This is a genomic window from Kaistia adipata DSM 17808 (assembly GCF_000423225.1).
In the GTDB taxonomy this organism is placed as follows: Bacteria; Pseudomonadota; Alphaproteobacteria; order Rhizobiales; family Kaistiaceae; genus Kaistia; species Kaistia adipata.
In genome coordinates, this window is the sequence record NZ_KE383991.1 from 799,027 (window position 1) to 825,191 (window position 26,165).

Genomic DNA, 26,165 nt, shown 5'->3' on the forward strand with positions numbered 1-26,165 from the left:
GCGATCCACCGGCAGCGCGCCGCTCCGTCGCGCGCCAGGCGCGGCCGCTAGTCGATCTCCAGCAGGCTGACCTTGCGGGCGACGGAAACGGCGAGGCTGCGCCGGCCGACCCCGAGCTTGGCGTAGAGATTCTTCAGATGGAACTTGACCGTCGCCTCGGTCAGGCCGAGATCGCGGGCGATCTCCTTGTTGGTCGCGTCGCGGGCCAGGAACTCCAGAACCTCCGCCTCGCGCACGCTGAGGAGCTCGGTGCCGAGGCGTGGCTGCGCCGCCTTGACCTGGTGGAAGGCGCCGGCGATGCGGCTGACGAACTCGGCCGTCTTCGGGCTGAAGGCGGAGAGGCCGAACCGTCGGACGATGCCGCGCACGGCCAGCGACAGCGGCCGCCCTTCGTCGAGAAAGATCTGCAGGCAATCCTGCGGCCGCGCCAGGGCGATCGAGCGCTGCAGCGCGGCAAGCGCATCCTCCATCCGCCCGGCCGCCCAATAGGCCTCGATCGCCACGACGGTGCCGGCGAGCACGTGCCAGCCATGCTCCGCCGCCGTCGCCTCGGCGACCAAGTGCTCGACGCGCCGCACGGCGGCGCCGGTCTCGCCCGTACGCGCCAGAAGCCGCGCCGCCACGACGGTCGCGTCGCTCCATTCGCGCCAGGTCGGCCAGGCGGCGGCGTCGTCGAGATCCGGCATGGCGGCGACAAGCTGGCCGGCCGATTCCACCAGCCCCGCCCGCGTCAGCAGCTCCGCCCGCAGGATCGCGACGGCAAGCTTCAGCCGGGGCAGGTCGCGCTCGATCGCCACTTCCTCGGCGCGGTCGAGCACGCCCTGCGCCGCCTCGATGCCGACAAGCCCCATCTGCGCCCGCGCCAGCGTGCCGAAGCCGCGCACGAAGAGATCGACCCAGCCCTCGCCGCGCGCGAGATAGGGCACGTCCTCGGTCATCATCTTCGCCGCGGCCGCGACCTCGGCCTGCTGGTAGAGCGCCTCGGCGAGCGGCAGGTGGACGATCGCCATCAGGCTGCGGTCGCTCCACTGGGTGCGCTGCGCCAGCTCCTCCGCCTCGCGCGCCAGCAGCAGCGCCGCCGACGGCCGTCCCATCAGCATCGTCACCAGCGCCAGGTGGATCAGCATGAAGATCTGCGGATAGGCGGCGCGCTCCTCGCGGTAGCAGGCGAGCGAACGCAGCGCGTTGGTGCGCGCCTTGTCGAGATTGCCCCGCCTGGTGTGGACGATGCAGAGATGATTGTAGAGCCAGCCCCGGTCCCAGGTGTCCTTCGGGCCAAAGCGCCGCAGCAGCCGCTCGAGCTCCAGTATCTGCGTGTCGTCGAGGCCGCAATCCTCGTAGATGTCGACCATCCCCTCGATGTGCTCGTAGTCGAGTTCGGAATGCGACCCGTTCTCGTCGAGCGCACCGATTTCATCGGACTCGCGCAGGTCGACGATGATCTCGCGCGCCGCACGGATACGGCCGCGCTTGGCAAGCACGAGCGCGTAGATCAGCTTCAGGCTCGGCGAGCGATAGATGTCCGCGGTCGGAATGTTGTCGATCAGCCGCTCCAGCACCGTGTGACCGGCGCGCAGGAAGATGTTGACGCCGCCCGCCTGGCGGATGGTCTCGGTCGCCAGCGCGAAATCGCCGGCGCGCGAGGCATGGGTCACCGCCTTCTCGAGATGGTTGCGGGCGGCGAACCAGCAGGCGGCGCTCGAATGCAGCGCCGAGACGCGCTCGGACGGGTGCAGCTGCAATTGCAGGGAGAAGGTGGCGCGCAGCACCGGATGCAGGCGGAACCAGCCCGGCCGCTGGTCGACCGGCACGATGATCGGCGCGAACTCCTCCAGCTCGCGCACCGAGCGCTGCTCGACCGCGATACCGGCGAGATGCGAGGCGAGGTCGAGCGGAAAGTCGGCGAGGATCGAGCAGACCGTCAACGCCTCGCGCATGTCGGGCGGGATGCGCGGCACGATCTCCTCGAACACGAAGTCGCGGAAGGTGCGATGGGTCCCGGTGACGATCTCGGCCCGCTCGCGCGGGTCCTGGGTCCCGGAAAGCAGCGGCACGGCGAGCTGGACCAGCGCCGGCCAGCCGCCGGTCAGCTCCGCGAAGGCGTCGAAATCGGCCGCCGACAGCCGCTTGCCGACGAGCCGCCGCATCTCGGCATGGGTAAAGGCGAGCTCGCTCGAGAGCAGCTCGGTCAGGAAGCCGCGCAGCCGGAAGCGCGACAAGGGGATTTCCGGCCTGCTGCTGGAGCCGATCACCACGCGCACATTGTCGGGGAGCTGGCGAAAGAAGGTGGAACAGCAGGAGAGGAACGGCTCGCCGCCCGCCGTCTGGAACTCGTCGAGGAAGAGCACGACGCGCTCACCGCCATGGGCGAGTCGCTCGAGCAGCCGCTGGGTCGCGGCGATCACCTCGTCGCCGCGCGCCAGACGCAACCCGAGCGACGCGGCGATGCCGTCGAGAAAGACGAACGGATCGGCATCGGCCGGCGCGACGGTGAGCCAGCCGAAGCGATCGCCCGGCTCCCGGAGCGTCTCGAAGGCGCCGGCCAGGAGTTCCGTCTTGCCGAAACCCGGCGGCGCCTGGAGCACGACGATCTGGCCGGCGATGCCCTGCCGGATGCGGTCGATGAGAAAGGGTCTGGGAATGGCGTCGCCGAAGCGCCGCGGCACATGATTGCGTCGTGGCGCTTCGGCGGAAAGATCGAAGACAGGCAGTGCCGTCATGGGATCCGGAACACAGTGTGTCTACGCGAGCAACTGAATTTCACCCTTGCTGGGATCCGAGTATAACGGCGCTTCCGCGATGCACCAGAGGCCGGGCTCAGAGACCGAGGCCGACATAGTCATGCTTCAGCCCGAAGGCGCGCGGGCCGAATACCTCCAGGGCCTCGGGCGTGCGCATGATCGGCGGCACGCGCACGGCCAGAACGTTGACCCGCTGGCCATAGCGCAGACGTTCGGTGAGGATCGGCTCCGACGTGTCGACGTCGAGCAGGCAGATCAGGTCCGGCACGATCGCCAGCACGTCACTGCCCTGCTCCACCACCAGGTTCTCGTTCTGGATACGGATCCGCATCGGTTCACCACCGCCGAACGGCTCGATCGTGACGATCCCGACCGACCAGCCGTTCTCCATGCGCCGTGACACGTCCGTCACCTTGCCGGAGCCGATGATGCGCGCCTCCTCGTAGTGGGTCGTCGCGAAGAACTCGATCAGTGCCTTGATCATGTCCTGGTGGTTCTCGCGCGCCTCGCGCAGCGTGCGGCCGATGCCGATCGCCAGCGACACGGTGCCGGGAACCGAGACGCGACGGGCGGTCTCGCCATCCATGCCGTAATTGGCGATGTAGGCCTGTCCGCCCATGCGGATGGTGATGCCGCGCGCGATCCACTCTGCCTTGGCGGCGGACTGCGTGGTGATGATGCCGCAATTGCCCTGCTCGTCGGCGATCGCCACTGGCGCGGCCGGCACGCCATAGACGTTGAAGGTCTCCATCTCGAGCTGCGGGAAGGCGCGGCCCATGCCGTCGGCATCGACCAGCGGCAGGCCGCGCTGGGCGGCGATCATCACCGGTGTCGTCGAATTGACGCCGCCCGCCTCGAACGGCATGACGGCCTCGATCTTGTAGCCGACATGCGCCTCGTAGGTGTCGAAGGCGAGGCCGAGCTCTTCCCCGGACGCGATCTTCTCGATCAGGATGGTCGGCGCCCCCATGGCGCCGCAAGTCAGCACCTTCGTGGCGTCCGGCAGGTCCTCGAGCTGGATCAACGGCACGGGGCCGAACTGCTCGATGGCGTTGCGCGCCAACAGCTTGCCGATATAGGGGTCGCCGCCGCCGCCGGTTCCCAGCACCGCCGCGCCAAGGGCGAGATCGTCGAGGTCGTCGAGCGTGATATGCGTGATCATGTCAGGCCATGCTCTCGATGGGAGTGAAGGGCTGGTCGAAGCCGAAGCAGCGTGGCCCGAACACGGCGAGCGCCTCCGGCGTGCGCATGATCTCGGGCACCGCCACCGCCACGACGGTGACACGCTGGCCGTAGCGCAGCTCCTCGGTGGTGATCGGCTCGGCGCTCTCGCTGTCCATGATGCAGATCAGGTCCGGCACGATCGCCTTGACGACGCCGTCGACGGTGGCGATCAGGTTCTCGTTCTGGATCTCGATCTGCATCGTCCCCTTCCAGGGAGTGAAGGCGTCGATCCGCGCCCGCCCGATCGCGAAGCCGTTGCGTGTCTCGCGCTGCACGTCGACCAGCTTGCCGCTGAAGATGACGCGCGCATGGTGGTAGAGGGTCTGCGGCATCAGCGCGATCAGCGCATCGAGCGGGTTCTGGTGGTTGGCCTTGGCCTCGCGCAGGCAGCGGCCGATGCGCATGGCGAGCGTCATGGTGTTGGGAACCGCGGTCCGCTTCACGTCGGCGCCCGACATGGAATACTCGGCGATATAGGCGCAGCCGCCCATGCGGATCGCCACCATGCGCGACAGCCACTCCATCGACTTGTTGTCGGCCGCCATGATCAGCGTGGAGTCATTGTCTTCGTCGGAGACATACATCGGGCTCCCCGGCACGCCATAGACGCCGAAGGTTTCCATCTGCAGTTCCGGAAAGGCCCTGCCCATGCCGTCGGCGTCGACGATCGGGATGCCGAGGCGCGCGCCGACCACCAGGGGGATGGTCGAGTTGATGCCGCCGATCTCGATCGGCATCGTCGCGAACGCCTTGCGGCCGAGATGCTTCTCCAGCGACTTGAAGGAGTTCAGCGCCTCTTCGCCGGACGGCAGCTTCTCCACCAGCACCGTCGGCGCCCCCATCATCGCGGTCGGGATCACGAGCGCGTCGTCCGGCACGTCGGCGGGATCGATCAGCTCGATCGTCAGCCCCTCATCGAGGCATTGCTGCGCCATCAGCCGGCCGACATAGGGGTTGCCGCCGCCGCCCGTTCCGAGGAAGGCGGCCCCGACCGCGAGATCGCGGAGGTCTTCGGATGTCAGCTTCATCGCTTCACCCCATCACCAGGTCGCCGACCGCCTTCACGCGGATGCGCGTCGCGCTTCCGGGCAGATAGGCGAGCGGGACTTCCTCGATGTCGACGATCTTGACGCTCTGCGGATCGGCGCCGGCATTGGTCGAGCGTTCGGCCGCCTCGGCCTTGGCGGCGCTCAGCACGACGTCGCGCGACGTGCCTTCGAGCGAGAAGATGCGGTCGACCTCACCGCCGACCTGGGCGATGGCGGCGCCGATCGCATTCGCGACCGAAGCATTTTCCGGGCGGATGACCTTGGATGCCGAGGGCAGATCGCGCGAGATCAGGATGGAGCCGCCGCCGACGAGGATGACGGGCAGCGGATCGGCGCTGGTCTTCATGCGATCGACCGCCTCATCCACCATGCGATGCATGGTGTCGAGCGCGTTGTTCACCGTCCTGGCGGGGATATGCGCGACACGCGAACGGTCGCCGATGTCCTCGAGCCCGGCCGCGACGACGATGTCCGTCGTGGTCAGCGTGTCGCCGCCGAAGACGAGCGCCTTGGAGGTAATCTCGTAGCCGACGGAATCCGGCCCGATGCGCATGCCCTCGTCGCGGACGATCGTGCCGCCGCCGAGGCCGATGGCCAGCACGTCCGGCATGCGGAAATTGGTGCGCACGCCGCCGATGTCGACGGCGACGGCCGACTCACGCGGGAAGCCCTGCATCAGCATGCCGACATCGGAGGTGGTGCCGCCGATGTCGACGACCATCGCCTCGGACTCGCCGGCGAGCAGCGCCGCGCCGCGCATCGAATTGGTCGGGCCCGAGGCGAAGGTGAGCACCGGGTAGCGCGCGACATAATCCGGGGTCATCAGCGTGCCGTCGTTCTGGCTGATGAAGAACGGCGCGTCGATCGACAGCTCCTTGAGCGCGCTGTGGAACGAACTCACGACCCGGCTCGACAGATCGGCCAGGCAGGCATTCATGATCGTCGCGTTCTCGCGTTCGAGGAAGCCGACGCGACCGATCTCGTGCGACAGCGAGAGCGAGAGATCGGGCACCTCGTTCTTGAGGATCTCGGCCGCGCGCTGCTCCATGATCGGCGTCACCGGCGAGAACACGGAGGTGATCGAGGCGGTCTTCAGGCCGCGCGCCCTGATCTCGCCGGCGATCCGGAGGATTTCCTTCTCGTCGAGCGGCGCGATCTCGCGCCCGTCGAACTCGTGGCCGCCGCGCACCATGAAGATGTGGCGGCCGAGCGTCGTGGCGAGATCGCCCGGCCAGTCCGTCATCGGCGGCAGGCCCTTGGTCGCCGGCAGGCCGAGGCGGATGGCGGCGACCTCGAGCAGGCGCTTGCGCTCGACGACGGCATTGGTGAAGTGCGTGGTGCCGATCATCACCGCCTTGATCTCGGACACCGAGACGCCGGTCATGCTCAGCACCTTCTTCAGCACGGTGCTGATGCCGGTGCTCACGTCGGAGGTGGTCGGGGTCTTGCAGGCGCCCTTGACGGTCATGCCGTCCATCAGAGCGGCATCCGTGTTGGTGCCGCCGACATCAATGCCGATACGCATTTATCGAACCTCGAGCTTGGGATTGTTCGGTGCAGTTGGGATCAGGCGACCAGCGCCTCGGACCATTCGGGGTCCCAGCCGATCGTCACGACCGTGCCGGGGGCAAAGCGCTCGACATGCGCCTGGTTCTGGCGCTCGGCGACAATTTCCTGCGCGCCGACCTGGAGCCGGTAGCGGACGATCGCGCCCTGATAGGTTTCGCTGAGCACGGTGGCGTCGAGGCGCATGTCGCGCTCGCCAACGGCACCGCCGAGCAGCACGTTTTCCGGCCGCACTACCAGCTTGGCGGCGCCGCCCGGCGCGACGCCATCGGCCGCCCGGGCGCGCAGTTCCCGGCCGGCCAGGTCCACGGTGACGTCGTCGCCGTGACGGCCGCGCACCGTCACGTCGAGGATGTTGGAGTGGCCGATGAAGCTGGTGACGAACAGGGTCTTCGGCCGCTCGTAGATCTCCTGCGGCGTGCCGATCTGGATGATGCGCGACTTCTGCATCACGCCGATCCGGTCGGACATGGTCAGCGCCTCGTCCTGGTCATGCGTGACATAGACGGTGGTGATGCCGAGCTTCTTCTGCAGGTCCTTGATCCAGAACTTCATTTCCTCGCGCAGCCCCTTGTCGAGGGCGGAGAGCGGCTCGTCGAGCAGCAGGATGCGCGGCTCGGTGACGAGCACGCGGGCGAGCGCCACGCGCTGCTGCTCGCCGCCCGAGAGCTGGCGCTGGTAGCGTTCGCCATAGCCGGCCAGCCCCACCTGCTTCAGCGCCTCGGTGACGCGCCGGGCGATCTCTTCCCTGCCGCGCTTCCGCAGCTTCAGGCCGAAGGCGATGTTCTCCGCCACGTTCATGTGCGGAAAGATCGCGTAGTTCTGGAACACGATGCCGATGTCGCGCTTCTCGGGCGGCAGGCCGGTGACGTCGTCCGAGCCGATCAGGATCCTGCCGGAGCTCGGCTTGATGAAGCCGGCGACCATGCGCAGCGTCGTCGACTTGCCGCAGCCGGAGGGGCCGAGGAGGGAGAAGAACTCCCCCTCCCCGATGTTCAGGTTGATCTCGGAGACGGCGTTGCCTTCGCCATAGGTCTTGGTGAGGTTCACAAGGCGGATGTCGGACATGTCTATCGAGGCTTCCGTTCCCGGGATCGTTCGTGGCGGATGCTGAGGGGTCAGCCGGCGAAGATGCCGTTGACCGTCTCGACGATGTCCTCTTCGTGCTCGTTGTAGCTCTTCCAGTCCGGCGTCCAGTAGCCGGCGATCGCGTCGGCGGTATTGGTCACGCCCTTGGAGGCGAGGTTCTCGGTGATGACCACGTCCCTGTTGACCGGGCGCTGGTAGAAGGTGCTGCCCATGACCGACTGCAGCTTGGTCTCGAGCGTGCGGTTGATGAGCGCGTAGGCGAGCTTCTTTTCCGTCGGCTCGATGTAGCGGCTGACGGTCTTGGTCTGGGTCAGGATCGGCTTGACCTCTTCCCAGAGCATCGGCGCGACCTTCACGCCCTTGTCCATCTGCTGGTAGACCTCGGCGTCGTGCTGAACGGCGAGCTCGACTTCGCCGCGCTCGAGCAGGGCCTGCATGTTGCCGGTGAAGTCGGAGATCTTCATCGGCATGGCCTTGCGCATGGCCTCGTAGCCGGCCTCGAGGTCATACTGGTCCTTGCCGAACAGCTTGCAGGCGGCAATGAAGAAGTCCATCTGCAGGCCATTCGAGGTGATGTAGGTGCCGCGCTTGCCGGCGAACTTCTCTTCCCAGAACGTCTTGAAATCGGCGGGCTTCGGGTCGACCAGGTCGATCCGGTAGGCATAGCAGTAGCGCGAATAGCTCCACGTCACGCCGACGCCGTTCTCGGTCGCGAACGGCCAGATCAGCTTGGCGTTCGGCAGGTTGGCCAGCACCTCGTCCAGCGGCACGAAGAAGTCGCCGGCCGCGGCCGTCTTGAACATCTCGCCATAGTTCCAGTTGACCACCGCGAAGGGCGGCTTCTGCGGCCCTCCGGCGACGAATTTCGGGAACCAGGGGAAGGAACTCTCGTAGGCGATCTTGCAGTTGAAGTCCTTCTCGAACTGGTCGAGCAACTCCTTGCGGATGATCTCCTCCCAGAAACCGCCCCATTCGGCGATGCGCAGCGTCGCGCCACCGGCGTCGAAGACGGTGCCGTCATAGACGACGTCCTGCGAGAAGGCATGATTGATGTTGAACAGATTGACGCCCGAGCCGAGCGCGAGCGCACCGGCGGAGCCCTTCAGAAAGCCGCGCCGCGTGGGGGCGACACCCTTGATCCAGTTCTTCATTGCAGTTCCCCTTCGTTGTTTTTGAAGTCCCCCGATCCTCGTAGCGGGCGGGGTGAACACATCGGTCCTGGCGGCGCGCGGCCTCAGGCCCGGAAGACCCTCCGCAGGCTGACGAGACGGGACGTGATGATCGTGGAGATGACGACGAGGGCGATGGCGAAGATGCCGGCGGCCGCCGCGGTCGGTTCGAACTTGTAGCGAAGCGAGATGTACATCGCCATCGGCAGCGGCTCTCGGTTCGGCACCGACAGGAAGAGCGTGGTCTCGAACTGGCCGAAGGAGACGATGAAGGCGAAGATACAGCCGGCCGAGATGCCGGGCGCGATGATCCGGAGCGTCACCTTGCGGAAGGCCGTCCAGGGCGAGGCGCCGAGGCTGCGGGCCGCCTCCTCCAGCGACACGTCGAAGCCGACGAGGGACGCCGTGACGGTCGCGATGACGAACGGACTCGTCACCAGCACGTGGCAGATCAAGAGCCCGGTGAAGGTGCGGGCGAGACCGATGTCGGTGGTGGTGAAGAAGACGTAGAGCGACAGGCCGAGCACGACGCCGGGCAGCACGATCGGCAGCATGAAATAGCCGCGCAGGAAGGCAGCCGCCCGACTGCCGGAGCGCGCCAGGTAGAGCGCGGCGAGCGTTCCGATGACGGTCGAGATCGCCGTCGCGGCCAGCGCCAGCAGGAACGAATAGAAGTAGGCCGAAAGGAAGACAGGCGAGCTCAGGAACGCCTTCACCCAGCGCAGCGACAGGCCCTGCGGCGGGAAGGTCAGGTAGTCGCCGGCATTCAAGCCGGCAAGCACGACGATGGCGAGCGGCAGCAGCAATACCAGCAGCGCCAGACCGGCGACGACCTTGAAGACGAGGGGGATCGGGGATTCGTCGCGCATCACGTCCGCCCTCCGGCCGTGCGGGCGGCCGCCTTGTGATAGATGAACACCGCGAGAAGGCTGGTCAGGAACAGCACCACGGCGATGGCGGCGCCGAACTGCCAGCGGCCGGTCTCGGCGATCTGCTGGTAGATGTGGATCGGCAGCACCATCACCTTCCAGCCGCCCATCAGCGCCGGCACGACATAGGAGGAGATCGACAGGGCGAAGACGAGCAGCGAGCCCGCCAGGATCCCCGGCATCGAGAGCGGCAGGACCACGCGCCAGAACGCCTGGGCGCGGGTCGCGCCGAGGCTGCGCGCCGCCTCCTCGAGCGAGGGGTGGATCGCCTTGATGATGCCGATCAGCGACAGCACCATGAAGGGCAGCGTCACCTGCACCAGCCCGACGACCACGCCGAACGTGTTGTACATCAGGGGCAGCGGCTTGCTGATCAGGCCGCTGGCCAGGAGCGCGCCATTGACCAGGCCGCTGTCGCCGAGCAGCACCATCAGTCCGTACATGCGGATGACGGTGTCGAGCTGCATCGCCGACAGCACCAGGATCATCAGGAAGGTGTTGCGGCCGGGATGCTCCGTCTTCGCGATGACGAAGGCGAGCGGATAGCCGATCACCAGCGCGCAGGCAGCCACCACCGCCGCGATCCCGATCGAGCGCAGGATCGCCATGTAGTAGAGCGGCCGCGTGAAGATGCGGACGAAATTGTCGAAGGTGAAGTTGCCGGCGAAGGTGACCACGCCGGGCACCGACTTGTCGAAGGCGATGGCGAACAGCGAGACCGCCGGAACGACGAAGAAGCACAGGAAGAGAACGAAGGCGGGCACCACCAGCCACCAGAGGCGAAAGCCACCGAGCGCCTCGGTGATCGACCCGCCGGAGCGGATGCTGGATATGGCTTGCGTCTCGGCTATCGCCATGGGGTCCGCCTCCTTCCGCATGCTTCCAGGACTTCCTATTCGGCCGCGATGGCGGAGGGCAGCGTGAAGCCGTAGCCGACCAGCTCTTTCTTGGGCGGCATCGGATAGGTCAGCTTGCTTTGCGACAGGCCGGCGCGCGCCAGCGCCGCGGCGACCGACACGGCGGTCGGGATCGGGTCGATCACCGGAATATCGATGCCCTTGGCGAGCAGGCCCTCGCGAACCGCGCCCGCGCAGCCCATCAGGCCGGTGCAGCCGAAGATGATCGCCTCGGCGCCATCCTGCTCGACGGCGATGACCGCCTGCTCGACCAGACGGGCGCGCGTACTGACGAGGTCGTCCTCCAGTTCCAGGACCGGAATGTCCACATGGCGGACGGAGGCGAGCTTGGTGCTCAGGCCATAGACGGCGGCCGCGTTCTCGAACTGGGCCCGCAGGCGGCGCAACACGGTCACGACGCTGAAGCGATGCCCGAGCATGGCGGCGACATGCATCGCCGTTTCGGCCGGGCCAAGCACCGGGATCGACACCACCTCGCGGGCGGCGCGCAGGCCGGGATCGCCCATGCAGTCGATGATGATGGCGTCGGCGCCCTCGCGCTCCGCCTCGATCGCCTTCTCGACGGTGCCGGGCACCGACATGGCGATCTCGAACTCGCTTTCGATCGAGCCGGGGCCGGTATCGATCTGGCTGTGGCTGACCTTCACGCCGGGATAGCCGAGCGCGGCGAGCTCGTCTGGCTTGCGGAAACCCTTGGTGGTGATGGGGGACAACACCCGGACGTCGATGAAATCGGTCATGTCACGCACTCGCCTCCTGCTGCGGTGTCAAAAAGCTGGCATCGAAACCGCCCGGGGTCCAAGGGATGAAAAAGATAGGCGAGCAAGTGATTGGGAGGGCCGGTTTGCGCAATAATCTCCGCTTCACCTACCCATATGGGTAGGATGCCAACCCGGTCTGGCGTTGATTTCCTTCCCTTTTTCGGACGATTCCGGCTGCATGCTTTCCAGGCATGCCCGCAATGAGGGCATAGTTGCCCCTCTCCCGCGGTTTGACAGATCCCGCCGCGATGGCGACGCTCGCCTCAGCGACGACATGCGAGGGCGGCGCCCTCCCCATTCAGCGAGCGACACCGGATGACCGGTTCTCCAGCCATGCCCGGCATGGGCACACCGTTCGAGCGCGCCAGGCGGAGCCTTTGGCTGATGCGCAATTTCCTCTACGACTATCGACGCTTCGCGCGATCGTCCTTCCTGCATGCCAGATCCAGCCGAGAGAACCGCAAGGCGCATATCCATCTCCTGGCCCACACCGTCGAGCACGGCCTGTCGCTGCCCCATCCACGCCCCGGCTTCGGCCAGGACAAGGTACGGCAGCTGATTTCCGAAACGACGGCCTATGTCGGCGATTTCGGAGCCGACGCCAGCGCCGAGATCGCGGTCAAGGCACTCGCGGCCTATGTCGCCTTCAATCGGGCCGGCGGCGCCCCGATCGGCGATATCCCCGCCGCCGTGGACGCCCTGGCGACGCGCCTCGGCGCGCAACGCGCCGATCTTCTCGGGGGAACGGAGGACGTGACGGCCGAAGGCATCCGCCAGCGCGCCGCGATGGATTTCCTCGGCTTCATGGAAGCGCGCCACAGCGTCCGCCAATATGCCGACAAGCCGGTCGATCCGCGCATGATCGAGAACGCGGTGCGCGCGGCGCATCAGTCGCCATCGAGCTGCAACCGGCAGACCTGCCGCGTCTACGCCTTCACCGAGCGGAACGCGATCGCCCGGGTCCTGTCGTTCCAGTCCGGCCATCGCGGCTTCGGCGACCAGCTCGGCGGCCTCGCCGTGATCACGACCGACATCCAGCACTGGGGCACGGTAGGCGAGCGCAACCAGGGCTGGGTCGATGGCGGCATGTTCGCCATGACGCTGGCGCTCGGTCTCCATGCCGAGGGGCTGGGCGCCTGCATGCTGAACTGGAGCGAAACGCGCGACGTCGATACGGCCATGCGCGCCTTCGTCGGCATCCCCGACAATGAGCTGGTCATCACCATGCTCGGCTTCGGCCATATGCGGGAGAGCTTCAAGGTGCCCCGCTCGCAGCGCAAGCCGATCGACGAGGTCCTGCGTCTCGACCCCGCCCTTCCCGCCTGACATCATCTGCGCCGTTCGGCGTTTCCCCGAGGCGCTGAACGGCGCAAGCCCCAGGTCCGATCACGTGCTCCTCACGCGTGCCCACGTCGCACGACAACGCTCCAGTCCGAAAGTCATCCCATGACCTCTGCGCCGATCCCCGTCTTCGACGGCCACAACGACGTCTTGCTGCGCCTCCTCGACAAGGGCGGCGACGCGGCCGCGATCCGCTCCTTCCTCGAAGGGGGCGGCGGCGGCCATCTCGACCTGCCGCGGGCGCGCGCCGGCGGCTTCGTCGGCGGCATGTTCGCGATCTTCCCGCCGTCGCCTTCCATGGCCGACTTCATGGAACTGATGCAGGGCGACAGCTACGACCTGCCGTTGCCCGAGCCGCTCGCGCTCTCCACCGGTCAGGCGTCGACGCTTTCCATGGCGGCGCTGCTGTTCCGCCTCGAACGCGCCTCGGACGGCGCCTTCGCCGTCTGCCGCACGGTCGCCGACATCCGCGCGGCCGAGGCGCGCGGCGCGGTCGCAGCGATCCTGCACATCGAGGGCGCGGAGGCGATCGACCGCAACCTCACCATGCTCGACGTGCTCCATGCCGCGGGCCTGCGCTCGATCGGTCCGGTCTGGAGCCGCCCCAACATCTTCGGCCATGGCGTTCCGATGCGTTATCCGGGTTCGCCGGACACTGGCCCCGGCCTGACCGAACGCGGCTTCGAGCTGGTGCGGGCCTGCAACCGCCTTGGCATCCTCGTCGACCTCTCGCATCTGAACGAACGTGGCTTCTGGGACGTAGTCGAGGCGAGCGATGCGCCGCTGGTCGCCACCCATTCCAACGTCCACGCGCTCTGCCCGGTGGCGCGCAACCTGAACGACGCCCAGTTCGAGGCGATCCGCGCCAGCCGGGGCGTCGTCGGCCTCAACTACGCCACCGCCTTCCTGCGCGCCGACGGCCACATGAATCCCGACACCGGCCTCGACGTGCTGCTCCGACATCTCGACGCCATGCTGGAGCGGCTCGGCGAACACGGCGTCGCCCTCGGATCCGATTATGACGGCGCCGTCGTGCCGGAGGCGATCGCCGACGTCTCGCTGCTGCCGCGCCTGATCGAGGCGATGCGGGCGCATGGCTATGGCGACGAACTGGTCCGCCGCATCGCGCACGACAACTGGCTCGACGTGCTGGACCGCACCTGGAAGGATTGACGCCGCGGCTCCGAGCCTTACTCATGCCCTCCGGATTCTGTTCGGAGCGAGGGCATCGGCATGGCGCAGTGGGACTTCTGGATCGATCGGGGCGGCACCTTCACCGATATCGTCGCCCGCGATCCCGAGGGCCGCATCCGCGCCCACAAGCTGCTTTCCGAAAATCCCGGCGCCTATCGCGACGCGGCGGTGCAGGGCATCCGCGAGCTGATCGGCGTCGCCCCCGGCGCGCTGATCCCGCCAGGGCTGATCGACACCGTCAAGATGGGCACGACGGTCGCCACCAACGCGCTGCTGGAGCGCAAGGGCGACCGCACGCTGCTGCTCATCACCAGGGGGTTTCGCGATGCGCTCGCCATCGGCTACCAGGCGCGGCCCGACATCTTCGCCAAGAGGATCGTCAAGCCGGAGCTGCTCTACGAGCGCGTCGTCGAGGTCGACGAACGGGTCCGCGTCGACGGCGCGATCGAGGCGGCGCCGGATCTCGCCGCCGTCGAGGCGGCGTTGCAGGCAGCCTATGATGACGGCATCCGCGCCGTCGCCATCGTCTTCATGCATGCCTGGAAATATCCGGCGCACGAAGCCGAAGTCGCGACCGTCGCCGAAAAAGTCGGTTTCCCGCAGATCTCGGTCAGCCACCGCGTCTCGCCGCTGATGAAGCTGGTCGGACGTGGCGACACCACGGTCGTCGACGCCTATCTCTCGCCGATCCTGCGCCGTTATGTCGAACAGGTGGCGGGGGAGCTCGGGGCGTCTTCGAAGGAGCCGGCGCTGCTACCCCCCTCTCCAACTCTCCCCCACAAGGGGGGAGAGAGCCCGACGGTGCATGGCATCGACGTCGCGGCAGCCGAGACCGAAAAGCCCTCCCCCCTTGTGGGGGAGGGTTGGGTGGGGGGTACCACCTCCCAAGCCACAGAAACCCCTCCCTCCCCGCGCCTGATGTTCATGATGTCATCAGGCGGGCTGACGGCGGCGGAACTGTTCCAGGGCAAGGACGCCATCCTCTCCGGCCCGGCCGGCGGCGTCGTCGCGGCGGTGGAGACGGCGCGACAAGCGGGCTTCGGCCAGGTGATCGGCTTCGACATGGGCGGCACCTCGACCGACGTCTCGCATTATGACGGCGCCTATGAGCGCTCCTTCGAGACCGAGGTGGCGGGCGTGCGCATGCGCGCGCCGATGATGCGCATCCACACCGTCGCGGCCGGTGGCGGCTCGATCCTGCATTTCGAGGCCGGGCGTTTTCGCGTCGGCCCGGATTCGGCGGGTGCCGATCCGGGTCCTGCCGGCTACCGGCGCGGCGGGCCGCTCACCGTCACCGACGCCAACATCATGACCGGCAAGCTGCGCCCGGAGCATTTTCCGAGAATCTTCGGACCGGGCCGCGACCAGCCGCTCGACGCGGAAGCCGTGCGGGCCGGCTTCGCGGCGCTCGCGGCCGAGATCGGCGACGGGCGCAGCGCGGAGGAGATCGCCGACGGCTTCCTCAAGGTCGCCGTCGCCAACATGGCGAATGCGATCAAGAAGATTTCGGTCCAGCGCGGCTATGACGTCACCGACTATGCGCTGAACTGTTTTGGCGGCGCCGGCGGCCAGCACGCCTGCATGGTCGCCGACGCGCTCGGCATGAAGACGGTGCTGATCCACCCCTTCTCCGGCATCCTCTCCGCCTATGGCATGGGCCTCGCCGACATCCGCGCCGGCCGCAGCCGGGCAATCGTGAAGCCGCTCGCCGACGCGGCCCTGCCGGCGCTGCATGCCGAGGCAGAGGCGCTATCGGGCGAAGTCCGTGCCGAACTGGCGCAGCAGGGCGTCGAGGCGGCCGAGATCTCCGTCCGCGCGCACCTCCGCTATGACGGCACCGACACGCCGATCCCGGTCGAGGCGCTCGACCGGCCGAACGGCGCCTGGCTATCCATCCCGGCCATCCGCGACGCCTTCGAGGCGGCGCACAAAAAGCAGTTCGGCTTCGTCTTCGAGATGAAGGCGATCGTCGTCGAGAGCCTCGAGGTCGAGGCGGTCGGCGGCGGCGCGGCGATCGAGGAGCCGGAGGCCGACGCGCCGGAGAGCCGGCCCGAACCCTCGGACCACGTCGCGATCTTCTCCGAGGGCGCGGCGCATGAGGCCGGCATCTTCCGCCGCGAGGACCTTGCGCGCGGCGCCGTCGTCGCCGGCCCGGCGCTTGTCATCGAGCCGCACCAGACCATCGTCGTCGAGCCCGGCTGGCAGGCGCGGATCACCGGCCGCGACCATGTCGTGCTGGCCCGGATCGCGCCGATCGCCCGCAACCACGCGATCGGCACCGAGGCCGATCCGGTGATGCTGGAGGTGTTCAACAACCTCTTCATGTCGATCGCCGAGCAGATGGGGCTGACGCTGCAGAACACGGCGCATTCGGTCAACATCAAGGAGCGGCTCGATTTCTCCTGCGCCGTCTTCGACCATTCGGGCGCCCTGATCGCCAACGCGCCGCATATTCCGGTGCATCTCGGCTCGATGGACCGCTCGGTCGAGACGATCATCGAACTGAACCGGGGCACGATGCGGCCGGGCGACGTCTATGCGCTGAACGCGCCCTATAATGGCGGCACGCATCTCCCCGACATCACCATCGTCTCGCCGGTTTTCGACGATCGGGGCGACGAAATCCTGTTCTTCGTCGCGAGCCGCGGCCACCACGCCGATGTCGGCGGCACGGCGCCCGGCTCGATGACGCCGCGCGCCACGACGGTCGACGAGGAAGGCGTGCTGATCGACAATTTCAAGCTCGTCGACCAGGGCCGTTTTCGCGAAGCCGAGCTGGTCGAGCTCCTGACCGACCACCCATACCCCGTCCGCAACCTCGCCCAGAACATCGCCGACCTGAAGGCGCAGATCGCCGCCAACGAGAAGGGCGTGCAGGAACTCCGCAAGATGGTCGAGCATTTCGGGCTCGGCGTCGTCACCGCCTATATGGGCCACGTGCAGGACAACGCCGCCGAGAGCGTCCGCCGCGTGCTCGGCCGGCTCCGCGACAGCGACTTCGCGGTCGAGACCGACCAGGGCGCGGTCATCCGGGTGAAGATCACCGTCGACCGCGACAGGCGCGAGGCCGTCGTCGACTTCACCGGAACCTCGCCGCAGCAGCCGACCAATTTCAACGCGCCGGAACCCGTCACCCGCGCGGCCGTGCTCTACGCCTTCCGCGTCATGGTCGAGGGCGACATCCCGATGAATGCCGGCTGCCTGCGACCGATCCGCATCGTCATTCCCGAGGGCTCGATGCTGGCGCCGCGCTATCCGGCCGCCGTCGTCGCCGGCAATGTCGAGACCAGCCAACAGGTGACCAACGCGCTGTTCGGCGTCTTCGGCGCGCTCGCCGCGTCTGAGGGCACGATGAACAACCTGACCTTCGGCAACCAGACCTACCAGTATTACGAGACGCTCTGCTCCGGCGCGCCGGCCGGCATCCTCAATGACGGCACCGGCTTCGACGGCGCCGACGGCGTGCATGTGCACATGACCAATTCGCGCCTGACCGATCCGGAAGTGCTGGAGTTCCGCTTCCCCGTGCTGCTGGAGGATTTCCACATCCGCCAAGGATCGGGCGGGCGTGGAAAATGGTCGGCCGGCGGCGGCACCAAGCGGACGATCCGGTTTCTCGAAGCGATGGAATGCGCCATCCTCGCCTCGCATCGAAGCATCGCGCCGCACGGCCTCGACGGCGGCGAGCCCGGCCAGCTCGGCCGGACCGAGGTGCGCCGCAACGACGGCACGATCGAGACGCTAAGGGGCTGCGACCAGACCGTGCTCGCCGCCGGCGAGGCCGTGATCGTCACGACACCCACCGGCGGCGGATTCGGGAGGGCGGGCTGAGACCTTCACCTCTCCCATCGGGAGAGGTCGACGGCCGAAGGCCGGCGGGTGAGGGGTTCAGGCCTCACTGGAGAGATCCCATCCCCTCACCCGGAGCTTCGCTCCGACCTCTCCCTCTGGGAGAGGTGAAGGAGTGCCCCCCCTACCAGCCCTCGACCACCGTCTTGCCGATCGAGCGGCCGCTTTCGACGAGCTGATGCACGTCGCGCAGCGTCGCCGCGTTGATCGGCCTGACGCGGTTGGTCAGCGTCGTGCGGATCTTGCCCGCCTCGACGAGCCCCGCCACCTCGTTCAGCAGCTTGTGCTGCTCGATCATGTCGGCCGTCTGGTGCACGGGCCGGGTGAACATCGATTCCCAATGGATGCCGACGGCCTTGCCCTTGAACGGCACGATGTCGAGCGCCGGCATGTCGTCGATGACGCCGACACGGCCCTGCGGCGCGACCAGCTTCTGGATCGCCGGCCAGTGGTGAATGGTCTGGGTCAGCGCCAGCACGATGTCGACGGCCGGGACGCCGATCCGCGCCACCTCCTCGGCGAGCGGCTTCCTGTGGTCGACGACGTGATGCGCGCCGAGGCCCTTCACCCAGTCGACCGTCTCCGGCCGCGAGGCGGTGGCGATGACCGTCAGGTCGGTCAGGGCGCGGGCGAGCTGGATCGCCATCGAACCGACGCCGCCGGCGCCGCCGACGACGAGCAGCGAGCGCTGGTCCGCGCCCTTGCCCTTCCGCACGCCGATCCGGTCGAACAGCAGCTCGTAGGCCGTGATGGTGGTGAGCGGCAGCGCGGCTGCCTCGGCGAAATCGAGCGTCGCCGGCATGCGGCCGACGATGCGCTCGTCGACCAGATGGTATTCGGCATTGGTGCCGGGCCGGTCGATGGTGCCGGCGTAGTAGACGCGGTCACCCGGCTTGAACAGGGTCACCGCCGTGCCGACGGCGTCGACGATGCCGGCGGCGTCGTAGCCGAGCACGCGCGGCGTGTCGGATCCGGCTCGGGCGCGGACCTTGGTATCGACCGGATTGACCGACACCGCCTCGACGCGGACGCGCAGGTCGCGCGGCCCGGGCTCCGGCAGGGGTAGCGTCAGGTCGACGAGCGCATTGGGGTCGGTGGCGGGAAGCGAGGCGGTGAAGGCGATGGCGCGCATGGCGGGCTCCGTTTTCTGGACCCGCGCGTGGCGGGCTGAAACATCGCATTTCGGCCATATTGACGCCCGGCGCAAGAATGCACAATTTGGGCCCATAGTGACCGTTTGGATACTATTGGAGAGAGCCATGAGCCCGGAGACGCCGGCGGACTACGAGAAATGCGCCGTCGAGACGACGCTGGAGCTGATCGACGGCAAGTGGAAGGGCGTGGTGCTGTTCCATCTGCTCGACGCCACGCTGCGCTTCAACGAGCTGCGCCGTCGCGCGCCCGGCGCCACCCAGCGCGTGCTGACCAAGCAATTGCGCGAGCTCGAGGCCGACGGGCTGGTCATCCGCACCGTCTATGCCGAGGTGCCGCCGCGCGTGGAATATCGCCTGTCGCCGCTCGGCGAGACGCTCCGGCCGATCATCGTGGCGCTGAAGAGCTGGGGCACCGCCTACAAGGAGCGCCAGCTCGGCGAGCGCGCGGCGGCCTGAGCCGCCGCGACGTCTTCCCACGCGCCGGTTCTCGACGCGCGCCAGGAGTTCGGCCCCCCTCACCGCCCAACATCCTGAGGAGGCTTTCGAAGAAAGCCGTCTCGAAGGACGCACGGCGTGAGGGCCGCTGACCGGCGCCCCTCTGCGTGCTTCGAGACGGCCCTCCGGGCCTCCTCAGCATGTTGAGGATCGTGGTGGCGCCGAGCCTCCTCGGAGGGTTCGACGCCTTTCAGCCCCGCCCTACGCCGCGACGGCGAGCGCGCGCTCGAGGGCCTGCCAGTCGGCGGGCGTCAGCACGGGCTTGACGCCCATGTCGACGATCGCCGCGAACACCGGCACCGGCATCGCCGCCTTCATGCCGCCGAGCATGCCGAGGCGCTCGGCCGGGTTCATCGCCGGGATCATGATGCGGATGAATTCCATCATCATGTCGGGCTCGACCGAGCCGACGATGTTGCCCTCGATGGTGGCGAGCTCGGCATCGCTGAACAGGCGGTGCAGCAGCGACAGCGTCTCCGTCTCCTCCTCGATCATGTGCTCGAAATCATGCGCCAGGAAGGCCGTGTAGCGCAGATAGAGCGCGCGCAGCAGCGGTGAGCGCGCGGCCGGCGCGGTCGCCTCGATCCGGGCGAGCATCGCCTCGATCGCCTGGAACTCGCGCTCGTGCTCGTCATGGTCATCCGCCAGGCGGGACGACGAGCCGACGCTGCGCTTCTCGATCTCGGTGTGGATGTAGGTGTTCTCGTGGGCGAGGTGCTTGCGGCCCATCGAGATCATCAGCCGCAGGTCCTTGATCAGCTGCGCGACATCCTCGGCGCTCAGTGGATCGATGGCGCCGAGCCGGGTCATCAATTGCCCCTGCGCGCGCCGCAGTCCCTTGTGAATGGATGCATAGAGATTGTAGCGCGTCTCATCGACGTAAACGGCTGTGTGGGCAGTCATCATTGTCTCCTCGAAACCCCAAGAGGGACGGCGGATACAACATGACGTTAGCGGAAGCTGTGACGCAAGTCATAGGCACGGGTCCGCGCCGTCGCGACTAGGGCGCGTAGGAAAGCGGAATGCTGGCCGGCGGCGTATAGGGCCCGGAAGGCGGCACGGCCGGCACTTGGCCGGAGAGGACCGGGTCGCCCGGCTGCGTGCCCATGCCATCGGGTTGGCCGGCATTCTCGTCCAGGCGATAGGTGAAGGTCCGCGGCTCCAGGCTTTCCGGCCCGGGTGCCTGGGGCGCCTGCGGCAGCGAGGCCATCGGCATGTTGGCATAGGGATCGAGCGGCGTCGGCGCCGGCATGTCGAGCTTCGGCCGGCAGTAATGCGAGCCGCCCTTCTTGCCGTGTCGGGCGAGGTCGATGTGGATGTGGTCCTCGTGCTGGCGGTTCGCGCCCGGCCCCAGCACAGTGGTGAAATAGGTGCAGGCGGTGATCAGCGTCTCGCGCAGGAAGGCCTGCGCCGCCGGATCACCACGGCGCCAGTCGCTCTTCACGCGGATCGTGCGGCCATCCGCGAGCCGAAAGCCGGCGACGTCGAAGGCGTTCGCATAGGCGTGTTCGGACATCTTGGCACGATGCTGGTTGTTGCGGGTCCGGCAGGCATAGGTGCCCATGGTCAGGACCTCGGTGACCGGCATGCCGAAGCGCGCCTGGGCGGCCGGCTGCACGCCCTCGCGCATCCAGCGTTCCATCGCCTGGGTCATCATGCAGCCGAGCAGAACGTCGCCGCCCGTCACCGCCACGATGCCCTGCGCGAAGGCGTTGACCTTCAGAGGCTTCTCGATGCCGCAGGTTCCCTTTCCTTCCACTTCCCTAGCCGGGCGCTGGAAATAGGAGGGAACGACGAGCTTTTGCGCAAGACAGGCTCGCTCCGTCGCATCTCGCCAGGTCTCCCTTTCCTCCCCAAGGAAGTTCAGGGCGCACCCGGCGAGCGAGACGAGAGCGAGCACAGACGCGGTACGCAACGCTACGCAACAGAACATGCCGCGAGCATGCGCCCGAAGCTCTTAAGGAAAGGTCAACCATGATTTCGCGGGGACGTTGCACGCATCCGCTGCAGCGCAGCTCCGGTTGCCGAAAGCCGGTAGCCGGTCGCCAGGCTCTCCGTCAGCCCCATCGCCTTCAGTCGACGAACCCGCGCCTTGAAGTCCAGCGTCTCGAAGCCCGCCAGCCCGGCGAGGTCCGCCGCCCGCCTTCCGGGCTGCTCGCCGATCAGTTCCAGGAAACGCCAGGCCCACGGCGCGCTCCTGGCCGCCGCATCCATGGCGTCCAGGCGACCGCCGAGGCGCTGGAGGCCGTCCTCGGCAAGCGACGCCGGATCGCGCAGGGCCAGACGCTCGTCCTCGCCGGCGAAGCGCAGATCGATCCGATAGAGCGTTCCGTCCGGCGCGAGATCCGCGACAAGTGCCGCGCGCGACGAGAAGCCGGCGGCGGCGGCATCGGCGTCGCCAATATCCGCCTCCTCGACCGGAGTGACCGAGAGGATGCTGACGACGCCGGCGGCCGTATGCAGCGATCCGCCCGCCTTGACCGTCGGGCGACGCCAGCGCCGGAACGCCACGGAGACACGCCCTTCGGCGATCCCGGCCAGGAACGGCGCGCGAAACAGCATCGCCTATTCTCCCATCGTCTCGACGGTGGCGAAGCCCTCGACCGGCCCGGCCGCCTCGAAGGGCGTCGTCACCTCGACGAAGGTGTCCGGATAGAAGCCGTTGAAATGGGTGCGTAGCGACAGCGAATAGGCGCCGATATGGCCGATCTCGATCCAGTCGCCGACGCCGATATTCTCCGGCAGGTAGAACGGTCGCGACAGGATGTCGACGGAATCGCAGGTCGCGCCGCAGACCCGGAACGGCACCACCGCGTCGCCATTGACGCCGCGCCGGCGCCGCGCCGGATCCGGCAGGTGACGCGCCGGCAGCGTGATCTTGCCTGTCCAGGAGTCGGAGAGCGACGACCAGATGCCGTCATTGATGTAGAGCCGCCTTCCCTTCTTCAGGAGCACACGGACGACGACCGACAGGCAGCGCGCGACGATCACCCGGCCGGGCTCCGCCACCAGCGGCAGGTCGCCGAAACCCCATTCCTCGGCATCGCGGACGATGTCGGCAACCAGCGCCGCAGTTTCCGGGCGCACGATAGGCTTGCGCTTGGGATCGCCGCCATAGGGCGCGGGAAAGCCGCCGCCGATGTCGAGCGCCGCCAGCTCCGCATTGGCGCGCGACCGCACCCAGGCCGCCGAGGCGAGCGCGCGCTCATAGGTGCCCGTGTCCTCGACCTGGCTGCCGACATGGAAACAGAGCCCGACCTTGAAGCCGAGCGCGGCGATCCGCTCCACCAGCTCCACGGCATGGCCGGGCGCCGCGCCGAACTTCTTGGAGAGCTCGTAGGCGGCATGGCCGCGCGTGGCGAGGCGGACGAACAGCGTGATCTCTTCGGGATCGAGATCCAGCGCCCGCACGATGCGGACGATCTTGGCGATCTCGTCCTCGTGGTCCACGGCGATGACGCGGATGCCGTAGGTCTCGAGCGCAAGGCGGATGTCGGACTGCGCCTTGACCGGGTGCATGTAGAGCAGCTCGGCATCGGGCGCGACGGCGCGGGCGGCGGCGAACTCGGCCGGCGAGGCGACGTCGAAGCAGTCGACGCCGGCCTCGGCGAGGGTCCTGAGCACCAGCGGCTCGCCATTCGTCTTCACGGCATAGGCCATGCGGCCGGGAAAGGCCTCTTTGAACGCCAGCGCGTCGGCCCGGAGCACCTCGGGCCGGAAGCAGTAGAGCGGCTGGTCCGGACGGAGCTTGTAGGCTGCGTCGCGGGCGGTCTCGAAGCGATCCATCGTCCTGACCCGTCTGACCGTGGCAAGGCGAGGCTATCAGCGCCGCGCCATCGCGAAAACCCCGCCGACCCAATGCGAGCGGAGCCGGCCGGTTGCAGACGTCAGCCGGTCGGTTCCTGCGACACGGGGAGGTTGGCGAGGAAGGCGGCGCCGTGCCGGGCGCGCAGGAAGCGCAGCGTGCGGGCGACGTCCTCGGCCGTCAGCGCCTCATAGGCCCGCACCAGCGTCTCGACCGTCTCGCTCCCCTGCCCGTGCCGGCGGCCACGGATGGCGGCGATGGCGGCGAAGGTCTCGACCGAGACACCGGCCGCCTTGCAGAGCACCGCGAGCGGCATGGTGTCGGGCTTGGCGATCATCCGGCGGACCATGTCGACCGGCAGGCCGGCGAAGGCGGCGAGCAGGCCCGCGACCTCGAGCATGCGATCGCCCGAGGCGACGGTGGCGATGACGGTGGCGACCGGGCTGGCGCCGGCGGCGGCGGCGTCCGGCTCCTGCGGCGGGCATGTGGCTGCCGGCAGCGGAATGATGGCGCCGGCGCCCGCCGACGCCGCCAGCGCGCGGCGGGCCGCGCCGCGCGTCGCCTGCGCCGGGAAGGCGATGATCTGCCCGCGCACGCCGTCATCGGCGCCGGTCCGGGCCTCCGCCCGGCGCTGGGCCAGCATCTGCTCCGCCTCGCTGACGAGGATGGCGAGGCCGTGCTGCGAGAAGCGGGCACCGGGATTGTGGGCAAGCAGGCGGAGCACGGCGCGGTCGCCACGATCGAGCAGCGCGTCGGACACCGATTCCGAAACCCAGGCCCGGCCGGCCATGGCGCAGAGACGGTCATGCGGCAGCGTCGCCGCGAGCGCGACGAGGCTCCCGTCGTCGAAGGCGACCGAGTGGCGCAGCACCGGCTCGGCCGTGTCACTCGAATGGGTCGCGAAATGACGGAGGATCGCCGCCGGCGCGTTGGGCAAAAGCGCGACCCGGTCGGCGAGCGCCGCCTGCTCGCTCCCGGTCAGCGCGTCAAAAACGCCGAGCACGATCTCGCTGTAGAGCGCGGCGGTCTGCGGCGTCACGGCATGGCCGGCATGGCCGTAGAGATCGGTGATCGACGCGAGCAGCGCGGCGCGTCGTCCCGACGGCACCGCGACATCGGTTCCGATCCGGTGGTCATCCATGCGCGTCGTCCGGCGTGGTTGTCATCCGGGAACGGTCGCAGCCAAACCATAAGAAACGATTGAGGCGCGGGGTTTCCGGAACGTTACCACGAGGGTAACAAACCGACCGTTCGGCGGCGGAATCATGGTGAACGCGCGTTGACGATTGCGGCAGCGGGCGCGCGGAATAATGACGCTGCGATGGCGGATTTTCACAGGAGGATTTGGGAGATTATTCCACGGCTTACCGAAAAAACGGCGCGATTCCGCGCTCCATGCGACCGAACCGGCAATTTCTCCCCTTGCCGCCGGCGCCGATCCCGTTAGTATTTGCGGTGGAAGTTGGGCGTGAAGAGAGACCCGGGAGATGTCCATGAGCCTCGCTAAACCGTTCCATCTGCTGGCCGTCAGTGCCGCTTTTGTGTTCGTCGCGGCAATCGTATTCGGAGCGATCTGATTCCTCCGCCGGCCTTTTAGGAGCACGCGTTCCCGACAGCGTATCTGGCAGACCCGACCGGATTTTTCCGGCGGGAGTAGTCTTCGCAGGCAGCTCCGGACGGACGAGCCAGGCGAGGCCTGGACTGCAAGATCAGGCTGCGGCCGGCCAAGGGCCGGGATCGCCTCTCACATACCCACGCCGGCGCGCCAGGCCGCCACCACCGCCATGCCAGCGAAAGCCGCCACAATGTCGTTGCGCCGCCAGTAATAGACGGCGATCGTCGCCGCGAACCCCGCAAATTCGGCCAGCCCGCCATGCGCCACGATCGGCCCCAGGATCGCGCCCATGATGGCGAGCGGCAGCGCCTTCAGCCAGGTCTCGACGCGCGGCGTCACCGCGACGAAGCGCATCAGGAAGAAGCCGGCGATCCGCGTCAGATAGGCCGCCACCGTCATGACGGCGATGACGATCGCGAAGCCGGCCGTCGTGTTGGGATCAATACCCATCGCGCGCGCCTCCGTCCGCGGAAGCCGTCGCGCGCGGCATGAAGGCGGCCGTCAGGCTGCCGGCGAGCCCGCCCGCGAGCACATGCATCGAGCCGCCGACATAGCGCTCGAACACGATCGCCACGCCGCCGCCGATGACCAGCGGCAGCACGTCCGCCCTGCCCTTCCAGAAGCCGCAGGCGAGCGATAGGAAGAAGGCCGGCAGGAAGAAATCGAGGCCGAAGCGGCGCGTGTCGCCCAGCATCTGGCCGAAGCCGGCGCCGGCGATGGTGCCGGCGACCCAGCCGACCATGCAGCCGAGCCCCATGCCGACGAAGACACCGACGTCGCGCCGGCCCTGGTCGCGCTCCTGCATCGCCGTCGCCCAGTTGGCGTCGACGAGGACATACATGGACGCATAGGCGATCCAGGGCGGCAGACCGCGCATCCAGGGCTGCATCGCGGCGCCGAACAGCACGTAGCGGGCATTCATCGCCACAACGGCGACGAAGACGGCGAAGAGCAGATCGGGCGCGTTCCAGGCATGCAGCGCCAGCAGCTGCGCCGTGCCGGCATAGACGATGACGCTCATCGCGGTGGCGCCGAGGACCGAGATACCGACCTGCGCCGCCAGCACGCCGAACACCATGCCGAACGCGATCATGCCGGGCAGAAGCGCCAGGCCTTCGAGAAAGCCCCGACGAAATCCGGCGGCGGTGAATGAAGCCGACATGTGGGGCTTTTCTGACGTAATCGGGGGACCTGTGAAACTTCGCTGTCCCTAGCGGATTCCGCTTCGGCCTGCCAGAGCCAATCGGCCGGAGCCGCCTCCTGCCAC

General features: G+C 67.9%; 21 protein-coding genes. 4 read left to right on the forward strand and 17 right to left on the reverse strand.

Going from position 1 to position 26,165, the window contains the following annotated elements:
• Window positions 1-47: 47 nt before the first annotated feature.
• From G539_RS0116645 to G539_RS0116685, 9 genes are all read right to left on the reverse strand, one after another.
• The gene (locus G539_RS0116645; RefSeq protein ID WP_051231549.1) at window positions 48-2,720 is read right to left on the reverse strand and encodes a LuxR C-terminal-related transcriptional regulator; all 2,673 of its coding nucleotides are present in this window, start codon (window positions 2,718-2,720) and stop codon (window positions 48-50) included.
• Window positions 2,721-2,817: 97 nt separating this feature from the next.
• On the reverse strand, window positions 2,818-3,903 hold the full coding sequence (locus tag G539_RS0116650) for an S-methyl thiohydantoin desulfurase family protein (protein WP_029076201.1): 1,086 nt from the start codon (window positions 3,901-3,903) through the stop codon (window positions 2,818-2,820).
• Window position 3,904: 1 nt separating this feature from the next.
• The gene (locus G539_RS0116655) at window positions 3,905-4,993 is read right to left on the reverse strand and encodes an S-methyl thiohydantoin desulfurase family protein (RefSeq protein WP_029076202.1); all 1,089 of its coding nucleotides are present in this window, start codon (window positions 4,991-4,993) and stop codon (window positions 3,905-3,907) included.
• A 4-nt stretch (window positions 4,994-4,997) separates the two neighbouring features.
• Window positions 4,998-6,539, reverse strand: coding sequence for a hydantoinase/oxoprolinase family protein (locus tag G539_RS0116660; protein ID WP_029076203.1), 1,542 nt, complete (start codon window positions 6,537-6,539; stop codon window positions 4,998-5,000).
• Window positions 6,540-6,580: 41 nt separating this feature from the next.
• Window positions 6,581-7,648: an ABC transporter ATP-binding protein gene (locus tag G539_RS0116665; RefSeq protein WP_029076204.1), complete on the reverse strand. Its 1,068-nt coding sequence runs from the start codon at window positions 7,646-7,648 to the stop codon at window positions 6,581-6,583.
• A 50-nt stretch (window positions 7,649-7,698) separates the two neighbouring features.
• Window positions 7,699-8,820, reverse strand: coding sequence for a type 2 periplasmic-binding domain-containing protein (locus tag G539_RS0116670; RefSeq protein ID WP_029076205.1), 1,122 nt, complete (start codon window positions 8,818-8,820; stop codon window positions 7,699-7,701).
• An 83-nt stretch (window positions 8,821-8,903) separates the two neighbouring features.
• Window positions 8,904-9,707, reverse strand: a complete 804-nt coding sequence (locus G539_RS0116675; RefSeq protein WP_029076206.1) for an ABC transporter permease — start codon at window positions 9,705-9,707, stop codon at window positions 8,904-8,906.
• The gene (locus G539_RS0116680) at window positions 9,707-10,624 is read right to left on the reverse strand and encodes an ABC transporter permease (protein WP_029076207.1); all 918 of its coding nucleotides are present in this window, start codon (window positions 10,622-10,624) and stop codon (window positions 9,707-9,709) included. Before G539_RS0116680 ends, G539_RS0116675 begins: the two co-directional genes overlap by 1 nt.
• A gap of 35 nt (window positions 10,625-10,659) precedes the next feature.
• The gene (locus G539_RS0116685) at window positions 10,660-11,424 is read right to left on the reverse strand and encodes an aspartate/glutamate racemase family protein (RefSeq protein WP_029076208.1); all 765 of its coding nucleotides are present in this window, start codon (window positions 11,422-11,424) and stop codon (window positions 10,660-10,662) included.
• A 336-nt stretch (window positions 11,425-11,760) separates the two neighbouring features.
• Between G539_RS0116685 and G539_RS0116690 the strand changes: the two genes are divergently transcribed.
• The 3 genes from G539_RS0116690 to G539_RS0116700 all read left to right on the forward strand — a co-directional run bounded on the left by G539_RS0116690 (window position 11,761) and on the right by G539_RS0116700 (window position 17,811).
• The gene (locus G539_RS0116690; RefSeq protein WP_029076209.1) at window positions 11,761-12,771 is read left to right on the forward strand and encodes a nitroreductase family protein; all 1,011 of its coding nucleotides are present in this window, start codon (window positions 11,761-11,763) and stop codon (window positions 12,769-12,771) included.
• 120 nt (window positions 12,772-12,891) lie between these two features.
• Window positions 12,892-13,959, forward strand: coding sequence for a dipeptidase (locus tag G539_RS0116695; RefSeq protein ID WP_029076210.1), 1,068 nt, complete (start codon window positions 12,892-12,894; stop codon window positions 13,957-13,959).
• Window positions 13,960-14,019: 60 nt separating this feature from the next.
• The gene (locus G539_RS0116700) at window positions 14,020-17,811 is read left to right on the forward strand and encodes a hydantoinase B/oxoprolinase family protein (RefSeq protein WP_051231551.1); all 3,792 of its coding nucleotides are present in this window, start codon (window positions 14,020-14,022) and stop codon (window positions 17,809-17,811) included.
• 142 nt (window positions 17,812-17,953) lie between these two features.
• Here G539_RS0116700 and G539_RS0116705 read toward each other — a convergent pair whose 3' ends face one another.
• A complete protein-coding gene (locus G539_RS0116705) occupies window positions 17,954-18,961 on the reverse strand; it encodes a zinc-binding alcohol dehydrogenase family protein (protein ID WP_029076212.1) in 1,008 nt (335 codons plus the stop codon).
• Window positions 18,962-19,088: 127 nt separating this feature from the next.
• Between G539_RS0116705 and G539_RS25190 the strand changes: the two genes are divergently transcribed.
• Complete coding sequence (locus G539_RS25190) at window positions 19,089-19,439, forward strand: winged helix-turn-helix transcriptional regulator (RefSeq protein WP_035831493.1); 351 nt, start codon at window positions 19,089-19,091, stop codon at window positions 19,437-19,439.
• Window positions 19,440-19,679: 240 nt separating this feature from the next.
• Here the strand turns inward: G539_RS25190 and G539_RS0116715 are convergent, their stop codons facing one another.
• The 7 genes from G539_RS0116715 to G539_RS25200 form a co-directional block, all read right to left on the reverse strand.
• Window positions 19,680-20,381, reverse strand: a complete 702-nt coding sequence (locus G539_RS0116715; RefSeq protein WP_029076213.1) for a hemerythrin domain-containing protein — start codon at window positions 20,379-20,381, stop codon at window positions 19,680-19,682.
• Window positions 20,382-20,478: 97 nt separating this feature from the next.
• Complete coding sequence (locus G539_RS25195; RefSeq protein ID WP_084640047.1) at window positions 20,479-21,411, reverse strand: extensin-like domain-containing protein; 933 nt, start codon at window positions 21,409-21,411, stop codon at window positions 20,479-20,481.
• A 35-nt stretch (window positions 21,412-21,446) separates the two neighbouring features.
• Complete coding sequence (locus tag G539_RS0116725; RefSeq protein WP_029076214.1) at window positions 21,447-22,040, reverse strand: hypothetical protein; 594 nt, start codon at window positions 22,038-22,040, stop codon at window positions 21,447-21,449.
• 3 nt (window positions 22,041-22,043) lie between these two features.
• On the reverse strand, window positions 22,044-23,264 hold the full coding sequence (locus tag G539_RS0116730) for an alanine racemase (RefSeq protein WP_029076215.1): 1,221 nt from the start codon (window positions 23,262-23,264) through the stop codon (window positions 22,044-22,046).
• Between the two features lie 101 nt (window positions 23,265-23,365).
• On the reverse strand, window positions 23,366-24,424 hold the full coding sequence (locus G539_RS0116735) for a DUF2336 domain-containing protein (protein WP_029076216.1): 1,059 nt from the start codon (window positions 24,422-24,424) through the stop codon (window positions 23,366-23,368).
• Window positions 24,425-25,027: 603 nt separating this feature from the next.
• Window positions 25,028-25,348, reverse strand: a complete 321-nt coding sequence (locus tag G539_RS0116740) for an AzlD family protein (RefSeq protein ID WP_051231556.1) — start codon at window positions 25,346-25,348, stop codon at window positions 25,028-25,030.
• Entirely contained in the window at window positions 25,338-26,060 is a 723-nt protein-coding gene (locus G539_RS25200) for an AzlC family ABC transporter permease (protein ID WP_051231558.1), read from the reverse strand. The genes G539_RS0116740 and G539_RS25200 overlap by 11 nt, the downstream gene beginning before the upstream one ends.
• Window positions 26,061-26,165: the final 105 nt, after the last annotated feature.